Origin of the sequence: uncultured Parabacteroides sp. (assembly GCF_902493135.1) — a bacterium.
Lineage (GTDB): Bacteria > Bacteroidota > Bacteroidia > Bacteroidales > Tannerellaceae > Parabacteroides.
Genome location: NZ_CABUOD010000019.1, coordinates 37,714 through 54,618, shown reverse-complemented (window position 1 = coordinate 54,618; position 16,905 = coordinate 37,714). Strand labels below are relative to the sequence as shown.

Below are 16,905 nucleotides of genomic sequence, written 5' to 3'. Positions count from 1 at the left end.
TAAGTTACACGGATAGAGGATGAATTATATAATCTATATTAGTTAAAACTTATAACCTAACGTAAGGGCAACTTGGGTAGTATTTGTTTTCAGCCCGATTGCTTCTGAATCGACAAGCGTGTGAAAACCATTATTATCTTCTATAATAACTTTAGAAAACGTATAAGCATCTTCCTTATATTGACGATATACACAAGCCAAATCCATATAAAAATTAGGAGTAAAACGATATCCAAAACCTACGGAATACGAAGTTGTTCCTTTATCCAAGGTATAATGGGCAACTGTTCCTGCCGGAAATACCTCGAAAGCCCCTTCTCTAAACTCCTTTTTCATCGGACTTGTCCGCCAGTTAGCACCGGCACGAATAGCGAATTGAGGAGTTATTTTTATCTCAGTTCCAAGCTTTATCGTATGAGCATAACCAAAATCTTTTTTAATTAAATCTTTATTTATATCTGTATATTCATATCCATCCTGGTCGGAAAGCTTCATAAAGCTATAATTTCCTAATTCATAATCCAAACTAATCAAAGCGGTTTGTCCAATAATACCAGCAACACTAAAAATCCACTTATCCGCAGTACGAAGTTTATACATTGTATAAGGATTCGGATTACTTGGAGTTGCACCATTTGCTTTTGCTGGATCAAAATTCCCATTAAGCGTTTCTGCACTTCCAAAATAAGAATCTGTCAACTTATACCAAATAGGAGAATTATAAGCGACACCTAAACGCAGGTAATCAGAAGGACGAATAATTGCTCCTATATTAAATGAATACCCAGTACCATCGGTTCTTAACTCATTATCCCAAAACAAATGATCTATAGAACCATCTGTATAATAATATTCTTCTGTATATTCAGAAGACATCCGATAATTCAAATCAGTTACAGAAATAGTAGCACCTAAAAAAAACTTATTTGAAATATTTGTAGCAAACGAAAAATCATATTGGTCAATAGCCCCTCTTTCACTGACTTCCAATGAAGAAAGATCCGGTCGACTATCAGGATACCACGTCTGATTCGCCTCATCCCACTCTGCAAAAGTTGAATGATACATATCATCATTTGCATCCTTTTTATTTGCTCCAATCATTCCTGATTGATAAGCTAACCCTGGTAACCAAACTCCTCCTAAATCATTATATGCTGCAATTGATTCACTATTAATCTGATTAAATGGAGGCATATCATTTTCTTTAACACCAAACCAGCCACCATTATTATCAGTTCCAACATAAGAAGCCTTAGCTGCAGCATAGTCAGCTAACGAAAAATTTTGAGTACCGGATAAACGATAATTACGATTGAAGTTCTTTACTCGATTATAAGAGAAGCCAACATTCCACCCTATTACCCCTTCATCATTTCCTGTGGGAAAATATCCTACATAGGCGATATTATCAAAATTAAACTTTGTTTTACTGCCATCAGCCTTTGAACCATTCCAGTCGGATTTCGTTTTGATCGATGACAAACTCAATGTTGTAACCACTTCCGAGCTACGATAGATTCCCAGGCCGGCCGGATTGGAAGACATTGCAGAAATATCCCCCCCCAATGCACCAAAAGCACCTCCCATACTCAAATAGCGGGCAGTACCATTTAAATCGGTTTGAGAATACCTATAGGCATCCAACTCGCCTTGCGCAAACGCAGCACCACCACTTAATAGGAATGCTGAAACTAATAAGCATGCTATTCTATTCATCACTTTTTTCTTTTACTAATACCTTTTATTGATAAAGGGGCAGAAATCTGCCCCTCAATATTTTATATTACAAACAACTCGTTACCGACGGCCACCACCGCTTCTGCCGCTACCGCCACCACCACCAGAACGGCCACCGCCACCACTGTAAGAAGAACCGGAACTACTACTTCTTGAAGGTGTATAAGTGCTCTGGCTTCTTGACTGAGAAGAACGAGTACTACTATTATCAAAACTACTTCTATTATTACTTCTTGCCGGAGCTGTGTACTGACGGTTTGAAGAATTAGAAGATGATGAGCGAGAAGAAATACGTGAAGATGAAGATGATCCAATTGTATTAGCATCATTCCGACGGCTTACACGTGTTCTTGCCGAGCTACTGGAAGAGGATGGACGCGCTGTAATACTTTCATTTCGGATAGTTGTACCCTGTGAAGCAGAAGGGCGACCAGATCGATTGCTTCTGTTACTGACAACAGAAGTGCTTCCATCTCCTCTCAAAGAAGTGGCTGAGCCATTATTGTATCTATCACGCGAAGACTGCCTATAAGTCGAACTACCATTTCTACCTCCGCTACCTCTATAACTATTTGCATAAGAAGTTGAACGACCTGCATTAGTACGATAATACGGTGTTGCATGATGGTGATGATGCCCCCAAGAGCCACCCCAATATCCACCGCCCCAATAACCGGGTCCCCAGTAACCAGGTCCCCAGTAACCAGGCCCCCAGCCCCAGGACGGTCCCCAGTAGCCGGCATAGAAGCCGCCCCAACCCCAGCCGAAGCCGAAGGAGGGACCGTAGCCCCAATAGCGGGCCGGGCTGTAGATCCAGGGATCATACCAACCGCCGTACCAGCCACCATACCATCCGCTGTACCACGGATCATAGTAACCGCCCCAGCCGTTGCCGATATTCACATTGACACTTACGTTGGCATTGCCATTGGAATAGTCCGTATCGTAGCCATACCCGTAGTACCCGTCACTCAGATACAGATCGACCTGGTCTGCTCCGGCAATCGTAATCTTGCTCGGCGAATGGTAACGGATGATACGCTCGGTATATTCCGTATCCGAACGGCGTTCCTTTTTAGAACCGGAAGCGACCGTTGCTTCATTATCCATATCGTCGTTATATTCGGCCAGGACTTCACCCTCCGATTCTTCGTCATACGGCTCTTCCACGTCGACCGAAGTATAGCGGCGGTTATATTCATCTACATCGCGTTCTTCATCAGACACAGCACTCTTGCGTTTGCTTGTGCTGTATGTAGACGCTATTGCCGTGCGTTCCACTTTCTCTTTAGGCTGTATAACCTTCTCTTCTGTTTTTTCTTTCTTATCTTTTTTGCTGGAAGAGAAATACACATCATCAAAGAACTCCTCCTGGGCTGCGGCACTGAAGCCAACCAGAAGCATCACCATCAAAGACGTTAATTTCATGGGTTTCATATTCGTTTCTCCTCTACTTTATAATTTTTCTACTCTTTAGACTAAATACAAGGGGGTAGGTTTAATTACCCTTTCTGCCTCATTAATAAAAACCATCCATTTTATTGACAAATATAGCTGTTTCCAAATAGTTTCCAAGCATTTATATATACTTTAACGATCCGGACCGCTTCATCGTCCGATAATCCCTATTTACAGATAAGATGCTTTGGAAGAAAGAAACGCTGCAGTGCATATGGAAAAGAATAGGTTCACCCGATATTTCATGGAAATAAGACCTCGTTTGATAATCAGAAGAAATGATGGCACATCCTTTATTTGAAATGTTAAATTATACAATAACATCCCTTAAAAGAGCGATATTCATATTTATCTATCATCCAGCATCTTATACTTTTGAAGGTTTCTTAAAAAATATTACCCGCAATAGAAATTTGAAATAAACGGGGTAGAAAACCCAATTTTATGCACTACTGTTTCGATTTGGACCAACGGGTATTTTGGAAAACCGTACAATAACTACAAGAACTTCGGTCCGGATAGAGAAGACGCTGTTGCGCGATGAATTTATCCCTATCTTTCATCTCATTACCTTGTTAAATCGGACGGAAAAAGTATTCATTTTCCGGTTCCGCTTATATAACGCGCCAACATGTCCCGCAACCTCCCGGTCGCTTTCTGCAACTGTACGTCGACCGTATTGACGCTTATGCCCAAGTCTTTCGCGACCTCGGCATAGGACTGTTTTTCCTCGCGTACACGGATAAATATTTCACGGCATCGTTCCGGCAGGCGGTCGAGGGCCTTGACATAGTGGGCGAAAAGTTCCTCACTGACCAGGATGTCTTCAGGCGATTCGCCGGATAGGAGCGTACCGTCAAAAGCATCCGCCGCCATGTCTTTCCGGCGCTGTTCTTTTTCAAGATAGTTCAGGGAGGCATTTTTTATCATGATAAAGAAATAATCTTCCAGATTGGCAATATGGTGCAAGGACTCGCGGCGTTCCCATATTTTCAGGAACACATCGAGGACGACCTCCTGCGCCCATTCTTCCGTATGCAGGTAGTAGTAGGCTATACGAAAGAAACGGTCGAAGCAAAGATTATAAAAACAGCGCAGAGCAGTCTGGGAATTCTCTTCTTCGATCTGCCTTAAATATTTTCTGATCTCCTGCTCTGTCATCGTCTCATCTTCTATAACCTGCGCAAAAATAGTCAAATTTTCAAATTATGTCCATCATAATAAAAAAATCCGGGACGAAGCATAGGGTATTTGCCGGCTGAACCATCTTGGTAATACAAACACGAGTATTAACTTATCAAACTATATGAGATATGAAAGCAATGCATACACAATTATGGGGATACTTGCTCATTACACTGTTGCTGGCGGGATTCACTCCTCTGCAGGCGCAAACGGATTCGGCTGACGAAGGGGGTTACATCACGGTCAGTGGTATCGTAAAAGATAAAAAGAGCAAAAAGAGCCTGGAATATGTCAATATTTCCATTCCGGGCAGTACGACCGGCACGGTCACGAACGCCGACGGTGAGTTTTCCTTCAAGGTAAAGGATTCCATCCATGCCAAAGAAGTGGAGATTTCGCACCTCGGATATTTCAACAGCAAAATAGAACTCAACGGCAAGGATGTGGAAGAACAGACCGTATGGCTGACCCCCTACACGAATATGCTCGACGAAGTGATCATCCATGCCCGCGACCCGCGCTACCTGGTGGAAGAAGCAATCAAAAAGATTCCGGCCAACTACAATTCGAAACATAGCCTCCTGACCGGGTTCTACCGCGAAACGGCCCAGAAAGGACGCCGGTATATCAACATCTCGGAAGCGGTGATCGATATCTACAAGACTCCTTACGACGAGGGAGTAGACCGCGATCGCGTACAGATATTCAAAGGCCGCAAGCTGCTCAGCCAGAAAGCGAGCGATACATTGGCTGTCAAGCTATTGGGAGGTCCTAACATGTCCGTCTATGTGGACGTGGTGAAGAATCCGGATGTCTTGCTCGACCTCGAAAGCCTTCCTTACTATAAATTCCGGATGGAAGAAGCGACAACGATCAACGACCGCCCGCAATATGTTATCAATTTCGAACCGCAAGCCATATTGCCGTATGCGCTTTATTACGGAAAACTATACATCGACAAGGAACGGCTCTCTTTCACCCGGGCCGAGTTCTTCCTCGACATGAACGACCGCAACAAGGCCACGCAGGCGATCCTCCGGAAAAAGCCGTTCGGGCTACGGTTCAAACCGGTCGAAGTCTCGTTCCTGGTCAACTACAAGGATCGCAACGGGCTGACATATCTGAGCTACATCCGTAACGGCGTCCGCTTCAAATGCGACTGGAAACGCAAATTGTTCTCGACCAATTACACCATCCTTTCGGAGATGGTCGTAACGGACGGCAAGGAAAGCAACGCAAACACCATTCCCTACAAAATGGCATTCAGGCAAAACCAGTCCCTATCGGACAAGGTTTCCAACTTTGCCGATGAAGATTTCTGGGGTTCCTACAATATCATCGAACCGACGGAATCACTGGAACATGCCGTCAACAGGCTGAAGAAGCAACATAAATAATATGCCGATCAAACAATCTGCCGATTTGCGAATGAATAGATTAATGTATAAATTAGCAACATTTCCCAATCGGAACATTGGCATATCGGCACATTGAATAATTACAAAACATGAAAGACCTGCTTATACTTACAAAGATCAAAGATGGAGACGTCAAGGCTTTTGAACAAGTTTTCCGTCTGTATTATCTGCCTCTTTGTATGTATGCAGCCAGCATAACCGGGAGAATGGATATCGCGGAAGAGATCGTGCAGGAATTATTCTATGTGTTTTGGAAGGAAAGGGAACGGTTACAATTGTTCCATACGATAAAGAGCTATTTGTATGGAGCCGTGCGTAACCAATCCCTCCAGTACTGGGAACAACAGGATGTACGCAACCGTTACCGGGATGCCGTCCTCTCCCGCCCGGACAAAGACGGCACGCGGGACGATCCACAGGAGCAGATCGAATACAAGGAACTGGAAGCCCTGGTAAACCGGACACTCGAAAAGCTCCCCGAACGCCGTCTCCGCATATTCCGGATGCATCGCTTTGAAGGAAAAAAATATGCGGAGATCGCTTCCAGCCTCTCCCTGTCGGTCAAAACAGTCGAGGCCGAAATGACAAAAGCACTCCGAACACTACGGGACGAATTAGAGATTTACATGAAATATGATTGAAACAGAAAGAAATAAAAGAAAAACAGACCGGGCGTGGAACACGCTGTACCAACGCCTGGATGAAGAAGGGCTGCTTTCGGACAGGCCGGCTTCGCCATTCAGAGGCCTTGTGTGGAGAGGAGGAGCGGCAGCCGCCATCGCCCTTCTTTGCCTGCTTGTGTCTGTCGCCTATCTGGGCAGGCCCGGACAGGATGCGGACCCGAATCTGCTCACCCGCCAGAACAGTGAGACGGCAACGGCATTGGTAACCACCCTTGAAGATGGTTCCGTGGTCTATCTGGCAGGAAACACTTCATTGATGTATCCCGAACATTTCTCTTCCGACCGGCGGGAAGTGAGTTTGCAGGGAAATGCCTTATTCGACATAGCCGGTAACCGCAAGCGGCCGTTCGTGATCGAAACCGAAGATACGCGTATCGAAGTGTTAGGGACGGCTTTCAATGTGAAAAGTAACGGTAGCTCTCCTTTCGAACTGTCCGTACAGCGGGGAGAAGTAAAAGTGACATTGAAGAAGAACGGTCAGGACATCCACGTAAAAGCGGGGGAAACCGTCACGCTCCTCTCCCGGAGACTGCAATTGAGCACGACGCCCGACCCGGCCTTGTTCGACCGCTATACCGAACGAATCAGGTTCAAGGACGAGAAGTTGGGCAATATCCTGCGGGTGATCAATCTACAAAATCCGGATATCCGGTTGGAGACGACACCGGAGCTATGGGACCGGACGCTTACCGTCACCTTCTCCAACGATACGCCCGAAGCAATGGCTGAACTGATCTGCCTTGCCCTCGACCTGAAGAAAACACGGCAGGACAACACGATCCTCTTATTCAATTGACAATTGATAATTTACAATTAATTGTTTTCTATAATACAGTGAAGCTAATGATTCAGATTTTTCGCCTTCTCTTTCTGTGCCTTTGGATGCTTTTGCTTCCGACAGGTCCGTTACGCGCAGGAGAAGGCGATGATGTCCTGGCCCGCATGATTCATTTATCCAAAGAAAAAAATACCGTCTACCGCCTGCTTGACAAAGTAACGGAGCAGACCGGTTTTCTCTTTATCTATGACAGCAAGCTGATCGATAATGAAAAAACGGTACGCATCCCGAAAGGCGACTACACCATCCGGCAGGCAATCTACCTGATCGTAGGAAACAAAGAGCTGAACCTACGTGTCATAGGCGATCACATCCTGATCTCCGGGCCGCAATCCGCCGGGCAAGTTGCCCTTCCCGATAGCCTTCCTCCAGAAATAACAGACCACCATTTCATTGTCAAAGGAATCCTACAGGACAAACAAACGAATGAACCGATCGAGGCAGGCACCATAGGAGTCCTTAATACTTCAATCGGCAGCATCACCAACGCAAACGGGGAATTCCGGCTCACGCTGCCCGATTCGCTCCGCCGGTCCACGCTCTACTTCTCCCACCTGGGCTACGAACCCCGCAAGATAGAAGCCTTCCCCCTCGCCGGACAGAACACGGTGATCGCACTCGATGCCAAAGTGATCCCGATCCAGGAAGTCGTGGTGCGCATTGTCAACCCGCTCCGCCTGCTTCGCGACATGAAGGAAAACATCCGGAAGAATTACCCGCAATCCCCCGCTTACCTGACCACTTTCTACCGGGAAGGAATCGAACGGAAAAATAGATTCGTAGGATTGACGGAGGGCGTATTCAAAGTTTATAAATCGGCCTACAAGCCCGGTCCGGCACCGGACCAGGTCAAACTGCTCAAAATGCGCCGGATCATCAGCCAACAGGAAAAAGACACGCTCATCGCCCGGATGAAGTCGGGAATCAGCGCCAGCCTGAGCCTGGACTTGATAAAGGAATTGCCCGACTTTCTTCTGACGGATGAAAAGATAGAACCCTATATGTATGCCTCTACCGATATCGCCGTGATCGACGACCGGTTAGCCCATGTGATCTATTTCGAGCAAAAAGGAAATATCGGCTCCGCCCTTTACCGGGGAGAACTGTATATCGACACGGAAAACAACGCATTGCTCCGCACCCACTTCGAAATCAACCCGAAACATATCAAACAGGCTACCGGGATGCTGGTGGAGAAAAAGAGCCGCAACCTGAAGATCACTCCCCAAAAGGTGATTTATACCGTAACGTACAAACCTTACAACGGCCAGTATTACATCAACCATGTCCGGGGCGACCTCTTTTTCAAGATAAAGAAAAGGAAACAGCTGTTCGGAACTTTCCCGCTGCATACCTGGTTCGAAATGGTCACCTGCAAAATAGACACGAACCGGGTAAATCGCTTTGCCCGTAGCGAAGCGCTACCGACACGGACAATCTTTGCAGAAACCCGATTTGCTTACGACGAAAAGTTCTGGGGCAACTTCAACGTGATCCCACCAGAAGAAAGGCTCAATGAAGCGATCGGGAAAATATCGTCAAAAATAGAAGAGACAGAAGAGTAACCCCCTAAAAATCATAAAGAGGACCTTTTCTCAAAGGTCCTCTTTATAGGTTTTAATAGGTATTAGTCTTTAAGGCAAAAAGATTGTTTAGGTTATCTGCTTACAAAGATGAGGCATTTTAAATTACTGAACAAATAAAAAAAGATATTATAAAACACATTTTTAAGATTATCGAAACTTATTTGCAGCTTCTTCTATTTTTTAACAATATTGGACTGCTGCCGGAATACCGGTTCAGAGACATCAAAACCACCTCATATCTTTGATTATGAAGCAAATTAATACATAATATTCCTATTCTGCAATAAAAAAACACATTTTCACGACAGATCACCCTCGGAGCATTGTTTTAAATACATACAAACCGCTACAGATATTTTTAATATTTCAACCCATCAAGTATCGCTTCAGTATCCGATTTTTCTGTAATTTTGCACTACGTACCGAGGTGACATTAGGTGCAGACATAACATTCTAAAACAGTTTTATCGTATGTATACCGTTATCAAACGTATGGAGATTTCGGCAGCCCATAGTCTGTCGCTTTCCTATCCGAGCAAATGCGAATATCTGCATGGTCACAACTGGATTATCATTGTGCATTGCCGTTCCAAAGAATTAAACGCAGATGGTATGGTGATCGATTTCAGCCATATCAAGCAGGTTGTGAAAGATCAGTTCGATCACCGGAACCTCAACGAGGTGCTCCCTTTTAACCCGACGGCCGAGAATATCGCCCGGTGGATATGCGACCAGCTCCCCACCTGCTATAAAGTAGAAGTTCAGGAATCAGAAGGAAACACGGCGATCTATGAGAAAGATTAACGAGATATTCTACAGCCTTCAAGGAGAAGGGTTCCATACGGGAACGCCTGCCGTCTTCGTCCGCTTCTCCGGATGCAACCTGAAATGCAGCTTTTGCGATACCCGGCACGAGGAAGGAACCTCGATGTCGGATGAAGAGATTTTACAGGCAGTCTCGGCCTTCCCTTCAAATGTCGTTATCCTGACAGGGGGAGAGCCTTCGCTTTGGATCGACCAGGCGTTTATCGACCTGCTGCACCGTGCGGGGAAATATATCTGCATCGAGACTAACGGGACAAACCCGTTGCCGGAAGGCATCGACTGGGTAACCTGCTCCCCGAAAGGGGCTCCTTTGCGGCTGGCGCATATCGATGAGGTCAAGGTGGTTTATACGGGGCAGGACCTGACGGAATATGCAGGCTTGAAAGCGACTTGGCATTTCCTCCAACCCTGCTCCTGCCGGAACACCAAAGAGGTGGTAGAGTATATCCTCCACCACCCCCAATGGCGTCTCAGCCTGCAGACACACAAGTTGATAAATATCAATTGAAAATTAAAAATTAAAAATTAAAAAATGAAAGTCAACTTCGTATCTTTATCACTTTTACTTTTTAATTTTTAATTCTTAATTCTTAATTTTCAACTATACCGTACTTCCATCCCGCGCACCTCATCGTTCACCCGGCCATTGTCGTAGGCCGAGTGCCCGTTGACGAATGTTTTCCAGACGGCATGGTGGAATGTGTAGCCTTCGAAGGGAGACCAGCCGCATTTATACAGTATGTTCTCTTTTGCCACCGTCCAGGTTTCTTTCGGATCGACCAGGACAAGGTCGGCATAATAGCCCGGACGGATATAGCCGCGGCGATCCACACGGAAAAGCTCTGCCGGCATATGCGCCATCTTTTCCACCACCTTCTCGTAGGTGAAACGGCCCTCCATCGCCAACTCCAGCATGACAATGAGCGAATGCTGGATCAGCGGGCCTCCGGAGGCGGCTTTCAGGCAGCTTCCCTCCTTCTCGGAAAGGAGATGCGGGGCATGGTCGGTCGCCACGATATCGATCGTGTTGTTGTTAACGGCTTCGCGGAGCGCCGTACGATCTGCCAGCGTCTTGATAGACGGATTCCATTTGATACGGTTTCCGAACTGTTCATAATCGTCCTCATGGAACCAGAGATGATGCACGCATACTTCACCCGTGATCTTCTTTTCACCGAGCGGAAGCTTGTTGCTCAGCAAAGAAAGTTCCTTTGCCGTCGAAAGATGCAGGATATGCAGGCGGGAACCGAGACGGTCAGCCAGTTCGGCAGCCTCGGACGAGGAGGCATAGCAGGCTTCCTCGCTACGGATCTTGCTATGGAAGGAGATATCCAGGTCTTCACCGTACAGGCCCGTATAGTGGGCGATGTTCCGTTTGATGACTTCCTCCTTTTCGGCATGGATGGCGATAAGCATTCCGGCTTCGCCGAAAATACGTTCCAGGCTCTCCTTCTTATCGACCAGCATATTACCGGTGGAAGAACCGAGGAAGAGTTTCAGCCCCGGCACACGGCTACGGTCCAGTTTACGGATTTCATCCATGTTGTCGTTCGTCCCGCCGAAGAAGAAGGAATAGTTGGCGACCGACGTTTCGGCTCCCCGTTGCCACTTCCACTCCAGATCGGCAAGGGTCGTCGTCTGAGGTTTCGTATTCGGCATGTCCATGAAGGTAGTCACTCCACCGGCCACGGCGGCACGGCTTTCGCTGGCGATATCGCCCTTATGCGTCAGTCCCGGTTCACGGAAATGCACCTGGTCGTCGATAGCGCCGGGAAGCAGGAATTTCCCGGTAGCGTCGATCACGGCCGCATCCCCGGCCGAAGCCGGAACATCTCCTTCATATACTGCGGCAATCTTATCACCCTCGATCAGTACCGAACCGATGAAGGTACGGCCTTCGTTGATGACGGTGGCGTCTTTTATCAGTGTTCTATTCATATCTTTTTTATGTTAGTTGTGACAAAGGTACGGAATTCTTACCAAAACAATCGCTCTTGTCGATTCCCAGCGCCCCCTAAGGCGCTAAACAGCGCCAGTAAAGGCGCCAAACTCCGCCAACGAAGGCGCTAAACTCCGCCGCCTAAGGCGCTGAACTGCGCCAACGGCTTCTAATTATTCCAGCTTTAATACCCCCAAAGAAGACGGAATATGGAAATCCGGTTCGGCGGCATCGGGAACGATCCAGGACGACCAGATCACCCGGTCACCGGCATCCCCGAAATAATCGGCCCGGTAAACCCCCATGCGGATTTCACCGTCAGGAGAAACCAGCCCTAATGCTTTTAAGGACCTCAACGAGATGGAACCTTCCACACGGTAGGAGTCTTTGCCGACATAGGTTGCCAGCTTCAGGTCCTTGAAGTCCCAGCTAAAATCGAACTTACGATAGGCATGCGCTTCATAATCCATCACTTTCCCTTGCGGGTCGATCTCTGCGCAATAATAGGTCTTCATCTCCGGGTCTTTGCTCATGAAAAACTCGATCCGGTCGCCATTGCCGACAGAGGCTTCCGTCTTCTCGTCATTATAGACCAAAGTCGTATCAGACACGACATACAGGAAATAGAGGTTCTTCTTATCGTGACAGACATAAAAAGCAGTCCCGTCTTTCTCCGCCCCGTCCCAGGGAGCGGTCAGCCCAGTTACCGCCGGAGCGATTTTCCAATCGTCGCGTTTTCCATCCACTTTGATTTCCGTGACCGAAGGAGCATTGATAAAGGGCTGCACAGAAATGCTTTTCCCCGGTTCATGCGAGGGAGGGAAGACGGCCTTTACATCCTGCCCGTTCATTTTGAGTGACAAAAAAGGTTGTTTATGAGTCGGATCGGCCGCTTCGATCTGCCAGTTGCCGTTATGCCGATGAAACATATAAATGCCCGGCGTCTGTATGTCGACCCACAAGTCTTCTTGCAAATCCAACTTCTGCGGTTCATAGGCCGTTACATAAAAACAGCCGCCGGCGGCAACCGCCTGGACCGCTTTGTCGTTACGGATCACTCGTATATCCTGCACCGGGAAAGCGGCCGTTTTTTCGGAAGTGGAAGCCGGGAGGATCAGATACTGATAACCGGCATTATCTTCTTTTCCATGATCGATATATAGACCGACGATCTCGCCTTCGACCGTTTTAGGAGCGTACGAACCCATAAAGTCGCACCAGCGGCCGGAACGCTTTTCCGAGACAGCCACACATGCGGAGGGTTGCAACAGGATATACCCAGTGTTGTCATGGAAGAAACGTAGTTTTTCCGCGGAAGAAACATACTTTCCTTGTACCGGCAACCAGTCGCCGCCGGCATAACGAAGCAAATCGCCGTGTTTCACCCGTTGGTCGATGGAAGTCGTAACCGCCAAAGTGCTGTCCGAATGAATCCCGGCTCCCAGGCAAAGGACATAATCACGGGTAAAGATCCAGGATTTATACGCTTGCAAACCATCCCGATCCAGGATCATTGCCGTCATCCCGGCCTGTCCGTCCGTCACGCCGCCGACAAAAGCAGTCTTGTTCCGCACATGCGCCCCATAGTGGAAAAAGGCGGGCACGGGAGCTTCGCTCTCATAAGAGGTGATGCCCGGAATCTTGCGCCAGTCCCAGAAGGGGAAAATATTCAGATATTCGTCGCCCCGGCAATAGGTGTACAGAGCACCGTCGCCCATATAAAATCCTTTCAGGTTATCTTCGTTCACCAGCTCCGTCCCGATCACCCGGTCGGAAGCCATCTTGACCGAAGCCATCCAGGCCGGAGAGCGATGGACGGTCTGGTCGGAATCCCAGAAATGCTTATGTCCGGTGAAAGCGCTTCCTTTTCTTTCGGGCGCATAGTTATCTTGCAGGAATTCGTTCATCTGCCGGATATCATCTCCGGAACTGCCCCGCATCAGGGCGTTTGTGGCAAAGGCCAGGCTGAACGCCTTATGTATCTGTGCGCTATGGAACAATTGCCGGTCCAGTGCATTGACATCCATATATCCTTTCCAGACGATCCAGCGATAACCGTTCAAGAGGAAAGAATTCAAAATGTCCTGTTGCGCCTCGCTCAAGGCAAAAACGGTTCCCGCAAACAGGCCGGAATAGGCACTCATCTCCGTCAGGAACGCCAGCCCGTAGTTGCCGAACTGTTGTTGAGGCCCGTGCTGGTGGAAGCTCCAGTCGCTTTTGATCCCTTCCTGCATCCCGGTCGTAATCTCGGAGACAATGGTGTCACGGGCTGCCTTCACCAAACCGAAGTCATCTTGCAACAACCCGCGTATCAACACATTCCCGGCAAGCCAGACCTTATTCTGGCCGGTCATGCCGAACTTGGCATTTTCCATCACTTCGATGGCTCCTGCCTTTTCCTCCGGGCTCAGTCGTTCTTTCATCAGGAGAAAAGCCGGCCCCAATGTCTTGGGGATGCCGATCTGGTTATACCACCAGTTCTTACAGACCGGTTTCTCCCTGAACCAGTATCCCAATGCCTGGTGAATGACCGATTCGAGTTTCGGCCCCCAATGGCAATCGCCCTCTTCCGCCCGGTAGAGTTTGGCAAGTTCCAACACGCGGTCGGCATGTTGCTTGACAGACCAACCCGAACGTTTCCGGTCGTTGTAGTCGATATCCGGCCAGGAACCGTCTTCCCGGATCGTCTCGATATAACCCGTTATCTTTTCGATGTTAAAGGGATAGCGCTGGTGAAGCTCGACAACGACCTGGTCCGAGATCTCCGTCTCAGGTTGTATGCCGGACAAAAGTTCCACCAGCGAAGCGGTCTGTTCGTCATTCGATATGAAAGACCGAATATAGTTTTGCCGAAGCCTCTCCAATTCCCGTTGCGGTGTTTGGGCAAACAAGGGAATCGTCACAAAAAAGAATACAAGCAGAGAAACCTTATTTCGTAAATTCATGGCATATAATTATAGAATATAATACAACATAGCTGCTACGGCCGCCCCTGCGATCGGTCCTAAGACCGGGACCCAGGCATATCCCCACTGGCTCCCGCCTTTCCCTTTTATCGGCAAAAGGGCGTGCATGCAACGGGGAGCCAGGTCGCGTGCCGGATTGATCGCATAACCGGTCGGACCGCCCAACGACAACCCGATCACCCAAACGGTAAACGCCACCGGCAACGCCCCTACGGAACCCAACCCGATCGGTAACGTGCTATTGCTATCCTTCAAAGAAAGCTCGCCGCCCGTGATATAAAACACGACGAACATCAAGGCAAACGTTCCGACCGCTTCCGTCAGGAAATTAATGGCCGGGTTCTTTATCGCCGGACTGGTGCAGAAGACACCCAACATCGCGTCCGGATCGTCCGTCGCCTCGAAGTGGTCTTTATAGACAAGCCAGACCAAAAGCGCCCCTAAAGCCGCCCCTGACATTTGGGCTATAATATAATGGCACACATCGCACCAGGGGAAAGTACCCCCGATAGCCAACCCGATGGAAACAGCCGGATTCAGATGCGCCCCGCTATAGGGGCCGGCCACCACTACGCCTATGAACACGCCCAAAGCCCAGGCTGTCGTAATGGCCATCCAGCCTGCACCGTGCCCTTTCGTCTTACTCAGGCACACATTCGCCACAACGCCTCCTCCCATCAGGATCAGAAGCATGGTTCCTAAAAATTCCGCTATAAATGGAGTCATGATATTAGATTTATGATGTATAAATTGCCTATTACTCCGCCGCCCAGTTCAAGCTCCTCCCGACCGCCTTATGCCATTCGGTCAGCAAGGCCTCGGCCGTCTCTTCATGCATTTCGGCACTAAAGATATTATCCAAGGACCACTGTTCTTTCAGCTCGTCCACATCTTTCCAGTAGCCGATCGACAATCCTGCCAGATAGGCGGCGCCCAAAGCCGTCGTTTCGAGGACGCGCGGACGGACCACCGGACAACGGCAGATATCCGCCTGGAATTGCATCAGGAAGTTATTGGCAATCGCCCCGCCATCCACGCGGATCTCTTTCGGCTTGGCATGTATATCGTTTTCCATTGCCATCAGGACATCATACACCTGGTAGCAAATACCTTCCAGGGCGGCACGGGTCAGATGGGCGGTACTCGTTCCGCGTGTGATCCCGATGATGGCGCCACGGGCATACTGATCCCAGTAAGGAGCCCCCAACCCGGTCAGCGCCGGGACAAAATAGACACCTCCGTTGTCCGGCACGGAATTGGCCAGTTGTTCCGTGATGGCGGCGCTCTGTATCAGCCCTAACTCGTCACGCAACCATTGGACGACCGCACCCCCGACAAAAACACTTCCTTCCAGCGCGTACGTCACTTTCCCGTCCAACTTCCAGGCAATCGTCGTCAACAGGTTATTCTGAGACAAAACGGGCTTGCTTCCGGTATTCAGGATCATAAAACATCCAGTCCCGTATGTCGTCTTGATCATGCCGATATCCGTACACAGTTGCCCGAACAGGGCGGCTTGCTGGTCACCCGCCATCCCCGAAACCGGGATGCCGGTCTTAAAGACAGGGGTGGAAGTCTCGCAATAGACCTCGCTGCTGCTCTTCACTTCCGGCATCATGGAGGCCGGGATTTGGAAAAGGTCGAGCAGCTCCTTATCCCATTCCTGCGTATGGATATTGAACAGCATCGTACGGGAGGCATTCGTGATATCCGTAATAAATTCAGTCCCGCGGGTCAGTTTCCAGACCAGCCAGGAGTCGACCGTACCGAAACAAAGTTCCCCACGCTCGGCACGTTCCCGGACACCCTTCACATGATCCAGGATCCAACGTATCTTCGTGGCAGAGAAATACGCATCGATCACCAATCCCGTCTTCTGCTGGATCAGGGAAGCATACCCCTTTGCTTTCAACTCCTCGCAATAGTCTGCCGTACGCCGGTCCTGCCAGACGATGGCGTTATAGACCGGAAAGCCGGTCTCCCGGTCCCATATGATCGTCGTTTCGCGCTGGTTGGCAATGCCGATGCAGGCGATATGCGCATCCGTCACATCCGCTTTGGCCATAGCCTCCTTGATGGCTGACGATTGCGTGTACCAAATCTCGTTCGGATCATGTTCGACCCAGCCGGGCTTAGGAAAATACTGCTGGAATGTTTTCTGCGCCAGCGTGATGATATTGCCCTGATGGCTGAAAAGAATGGCTCTCGAAGAGGTCGTGCCCTGGTCGATAGCCAGCACGTATTTATTTCTGAAATTCATATCTTCC

13 protein-coding genes are annotated in these 16,905 nt (G+C 48.6%); 6 read left to right on the top strand and 7 right to left on the bottom strand.

Going from position 1 to position 16,905, the window contains the following annotated elements; all coding sequences use genetic code 11:
- Nucleotides 1-42: 42 nt before the first annotated feature.
- From RDN79_RS10430 to RDN79_RS10420, 3 genes are all read right to left on the bottom strand, one after another.
- On the bottom strand, nucleotides 43-1,719 hold the full coding sequence (locus RDN79_RS10430; protein ID WP_298549548.1) for an OmpP1/FadL family transporter: 1,677 nt from the start codon (nucleotides 1,717-1,719) through the stop codon (nucleotides 43-45).
- Nucleotides 1,720-1,800: 81 nt separating this feature from the next.
- Complete coding sequence (locus RDN79_RS10425) at nucleotides 1,801-3,168, bottom strand: hypothetical protein (protein WP_374044506.1); 1,368 nt, start codon at nucleotides 3,166-3,168, stop codon at nucleotides 1,801-1,803.
- 627 nt (nucleotides 3,169-3,795) lie between these two features.
- Entirely contained in the window at nucleotides 3,796-4,359 is a 564-nt protein-coding gene (locus tag RDN79_RS10420) for an RNA polymerase sigma-70 factor (RefSeq protein ID WP_298549551.1), read from the bottom strand.
- Nucleotides 4,360-4,511: 152 nt separating this feature from the next.
- On the opposite strand from RDN79_RS10420, the gene RDN79_RS10415 reads away from it, so the two are divergent.
- The 6 genes from RDN79_RS10415 (at nucleotide 4,512) to RDN79_RS10390 (ending at nucleotide 10,241) form a co-directional block, all read left to right on the top strand.
- Nucleotides 4,512-5,780, top strand: coding sequence for a carboxypeptidase-like regulatory domain-containing protein (locus tag RDN79_RS10415; protein WP_298549552.1), 1,269 nt, complete (start codon nucleotides 4,512-4,514; stop codon nucleotides 5,778-5,780).
- 110 nt (nucleotides 5,781-5,890) lie between these two features.
- The gene (locus RDN79_RS10410; RefSeq protein ID WP_298549553.1) at nucleotides 5,891-6,442 is read left to right on the top strand and encodes an RNA polymerase sigma-70 factor; all 552 of its coding nucleotides are present in this window, start codon (nucleotides 5,891-5,893) and stop codon (nucleotides 6,440-6,442) included.
- Complete coding sequence (locus RDN79_RS10405) at nucleotides 6,435-7,280, top strand: FecR family protein (RefSeq protein WP_298549554.1); 846 nt, start codon at nucleotides 6,435-6,437, stop codon at nucleotides 7,278-7,280. The genes RDN79_RS10410 and RDN79_RS10405 overlap by 8 nt, the downstream gene beginning before the upstream one ends.
- 47 nt (nucleotides 7,281-7,327) lie before the next feature.
- Nucleotides 7,328-8,887 (top strand): STN and carboxypeptidase regulatory-like domain-containing protein, encoded by a 1,560-nt coding sequence (locus RDN79_RS10400; RefSeq protein WP_298549556.1) that lies wholly within the window; start codon nucleotides 7,328-7,330, stop codon nucleotides 8,885-8,887.
- A 492-nt stretch (nucleotides 8,888-9,379) separates the two neighbouring features.
- Complete coding sequence (gene queD, locus RDN79_RS10395) at nucleotides 9,380-9,712, top strand: 6-carboxytetrahydropterin synthase QueD (RefSeq protein ID WP_298549557.1); 333 nt, start codon at nucleotides 9,380-9,382, stop codon at nucleotides 9,710-9,712.
- Complete coding sequence (locus RDN79_RS10390; RefSeq protein ID WP_298549558.1) at nucleotides 9,699-10,241, top strand: radical SAM protein; 543 nt, start codon at nucleotides 9,699-9,701, stop codon at nucleotides 10,239-10,241. Before queD ends, RDN79_RS10390 begins: the two co-directional genes overlap by 14 nt.
- Nucleotides 10,242-10,330: 89 nt before the next feature.
- Here RDN79_RS10390 and RDN79_RS10385 read toward each other — a convergent pair whose 3' ends face one another.
- From RDN79_RS10385 to glpK, 4 genes are all read right to left on the bottom strand, one after another.
- Nucleotides 10,331-11,671: a dihydroorotase gene (locus RDN79_RS10385; protein WP_298549560.1), complete on the bottom strand. Its 1,341-nt coding sequence runs from the start codon at nucleotides 11,669-11,671 to the stop codon at nucleotides 10,331-10,333.
- Between the two features lie 174 nt (nucleotides 11,672-11,845).
- Nucleotides 11,846-14,617, bottom strand: coding sequence for a polysaccharide lyase family 8 super-sandwich domain-containing protein (locus tag RDN79_RS10380; protein ID WP_298549562.1), 2,772 nt, complete (start codon nucleotides 14,615-14,617; stop codon nucleotides 11,846-11,848).
- 9 nt (nucleotides 14,618-14,626) lie between these two features.
- Nucleotides 14,627-15,364 (bottom strand): MIP/aquaporin family protein, encoded by a 738-nt coding sequence (locus tag RDN79_RS10375; RefSeq protein ID WP_298549564.1) that lies wholly within the window; start codon nucleotides 15,362-15,364, stop codon nucleotides 14,627-14,629.
- Nucleotides 15,365-15,395: 31 nt separating this feature from the next.
- A complete protein-coding gene (glpK, locus tag RDN79_RS10370) occupies nucleotides 15,396-16,898 on the bottom strand; it encodes a glycerol kinase GlpK (RefSeq protein ID WP_298549566.1) in 1,503 nt (500 codons plus the stop codon).
- Nucleotides 16,899-16,905 lie beyond the last annotated feature (7 nt).

Coding starts and splice junctions, on each gene's coding strand:
- RDN79_RS10430 (WP_298549548.1), bottom strand. CDS start 1,719: ATGAATAGAATAGCATGCTTATTAGTTTCAGCATTCCTATTAAGTGGT.
- RDN79_RS10425 (WP_374044506.1), bottom strand. CDS start 3,168: ATGAAATTAACGTCTTTGATGGTGATGCTTCTGGTTGGCTTCAGTGCC.
- RDN79_RS10420 (WP_298549551.1), bottom strand. CDS start 4,359: ATGACAGAGCAGGAGATCAGAAAATATTTAAGGCAGATCGAAGAAGAG.
- RDN79_RS10415 (WP_298549552.1), top strand. CDS start 4,512: ATGAAAGCAATGCATACACAATTATGGGGATACTTGCTCATTACACTG.
- RDN79_RS10410 (WP_298549553.1), top strand. CDS start 5,891: ATGAAAGACCTGCTTATACTTACAAAGATCAAAGATGGAGACGTCAAG.
- RDN79_RS10405 (WP_298549554.1), top strand. CDS start 6,435: ATGATTGAAACAGAAAGAAATAAAAGAAAAACAGACCGGGCGTGGAAC.
- RDN79_RS10400 (WP_298549556.1), top strand. CDS start 7,328: ATGATTCAGATTTTTCGCCTTCTCTTTCTGTGCCTTTGGATGCTTTTG.
- queD (WP_298549557.1), top strand. CDS start 9,380: ATGTATACCGTTATCAAACGTATGGAGATTTCGGCAGCCCATAGTCTG.
- RDN79_RS10390 (WP_298549558.1), top strand. CDS start 9,699: ATGAGAAAGATTAACGAGATATTCTACAGCCTTCAAGGAGAAGGGTTC.
- RDN79_RS10385 (WP_298549560.1), bottom strand. CDS start 11,671: ATGAATAGAACACTGATAAAAGACGCCACCGTCATCAACGAAGGCCGT.
- RDN79_RS10380 (WP_298549562.1), bottom strand. CDS start 14,617: ATGAATTTACGAAATAAGGTTTCTCTGCTTGTATTCTTTTTTGTGACG.
- RDN79_RS10375 (WP_298549564.1), bottom strand. CDS start 15,364: ATGACTCCATTTATAGCGGAATTTTTAGGAACCATGCTTCTGATCCTG.
- glpK (WP_298549566.1), bottom strand. CDS start 16,898: ATGAATTTCAGAAATAAATACGTGCTGGCTATCGACCAGGGCACGACC.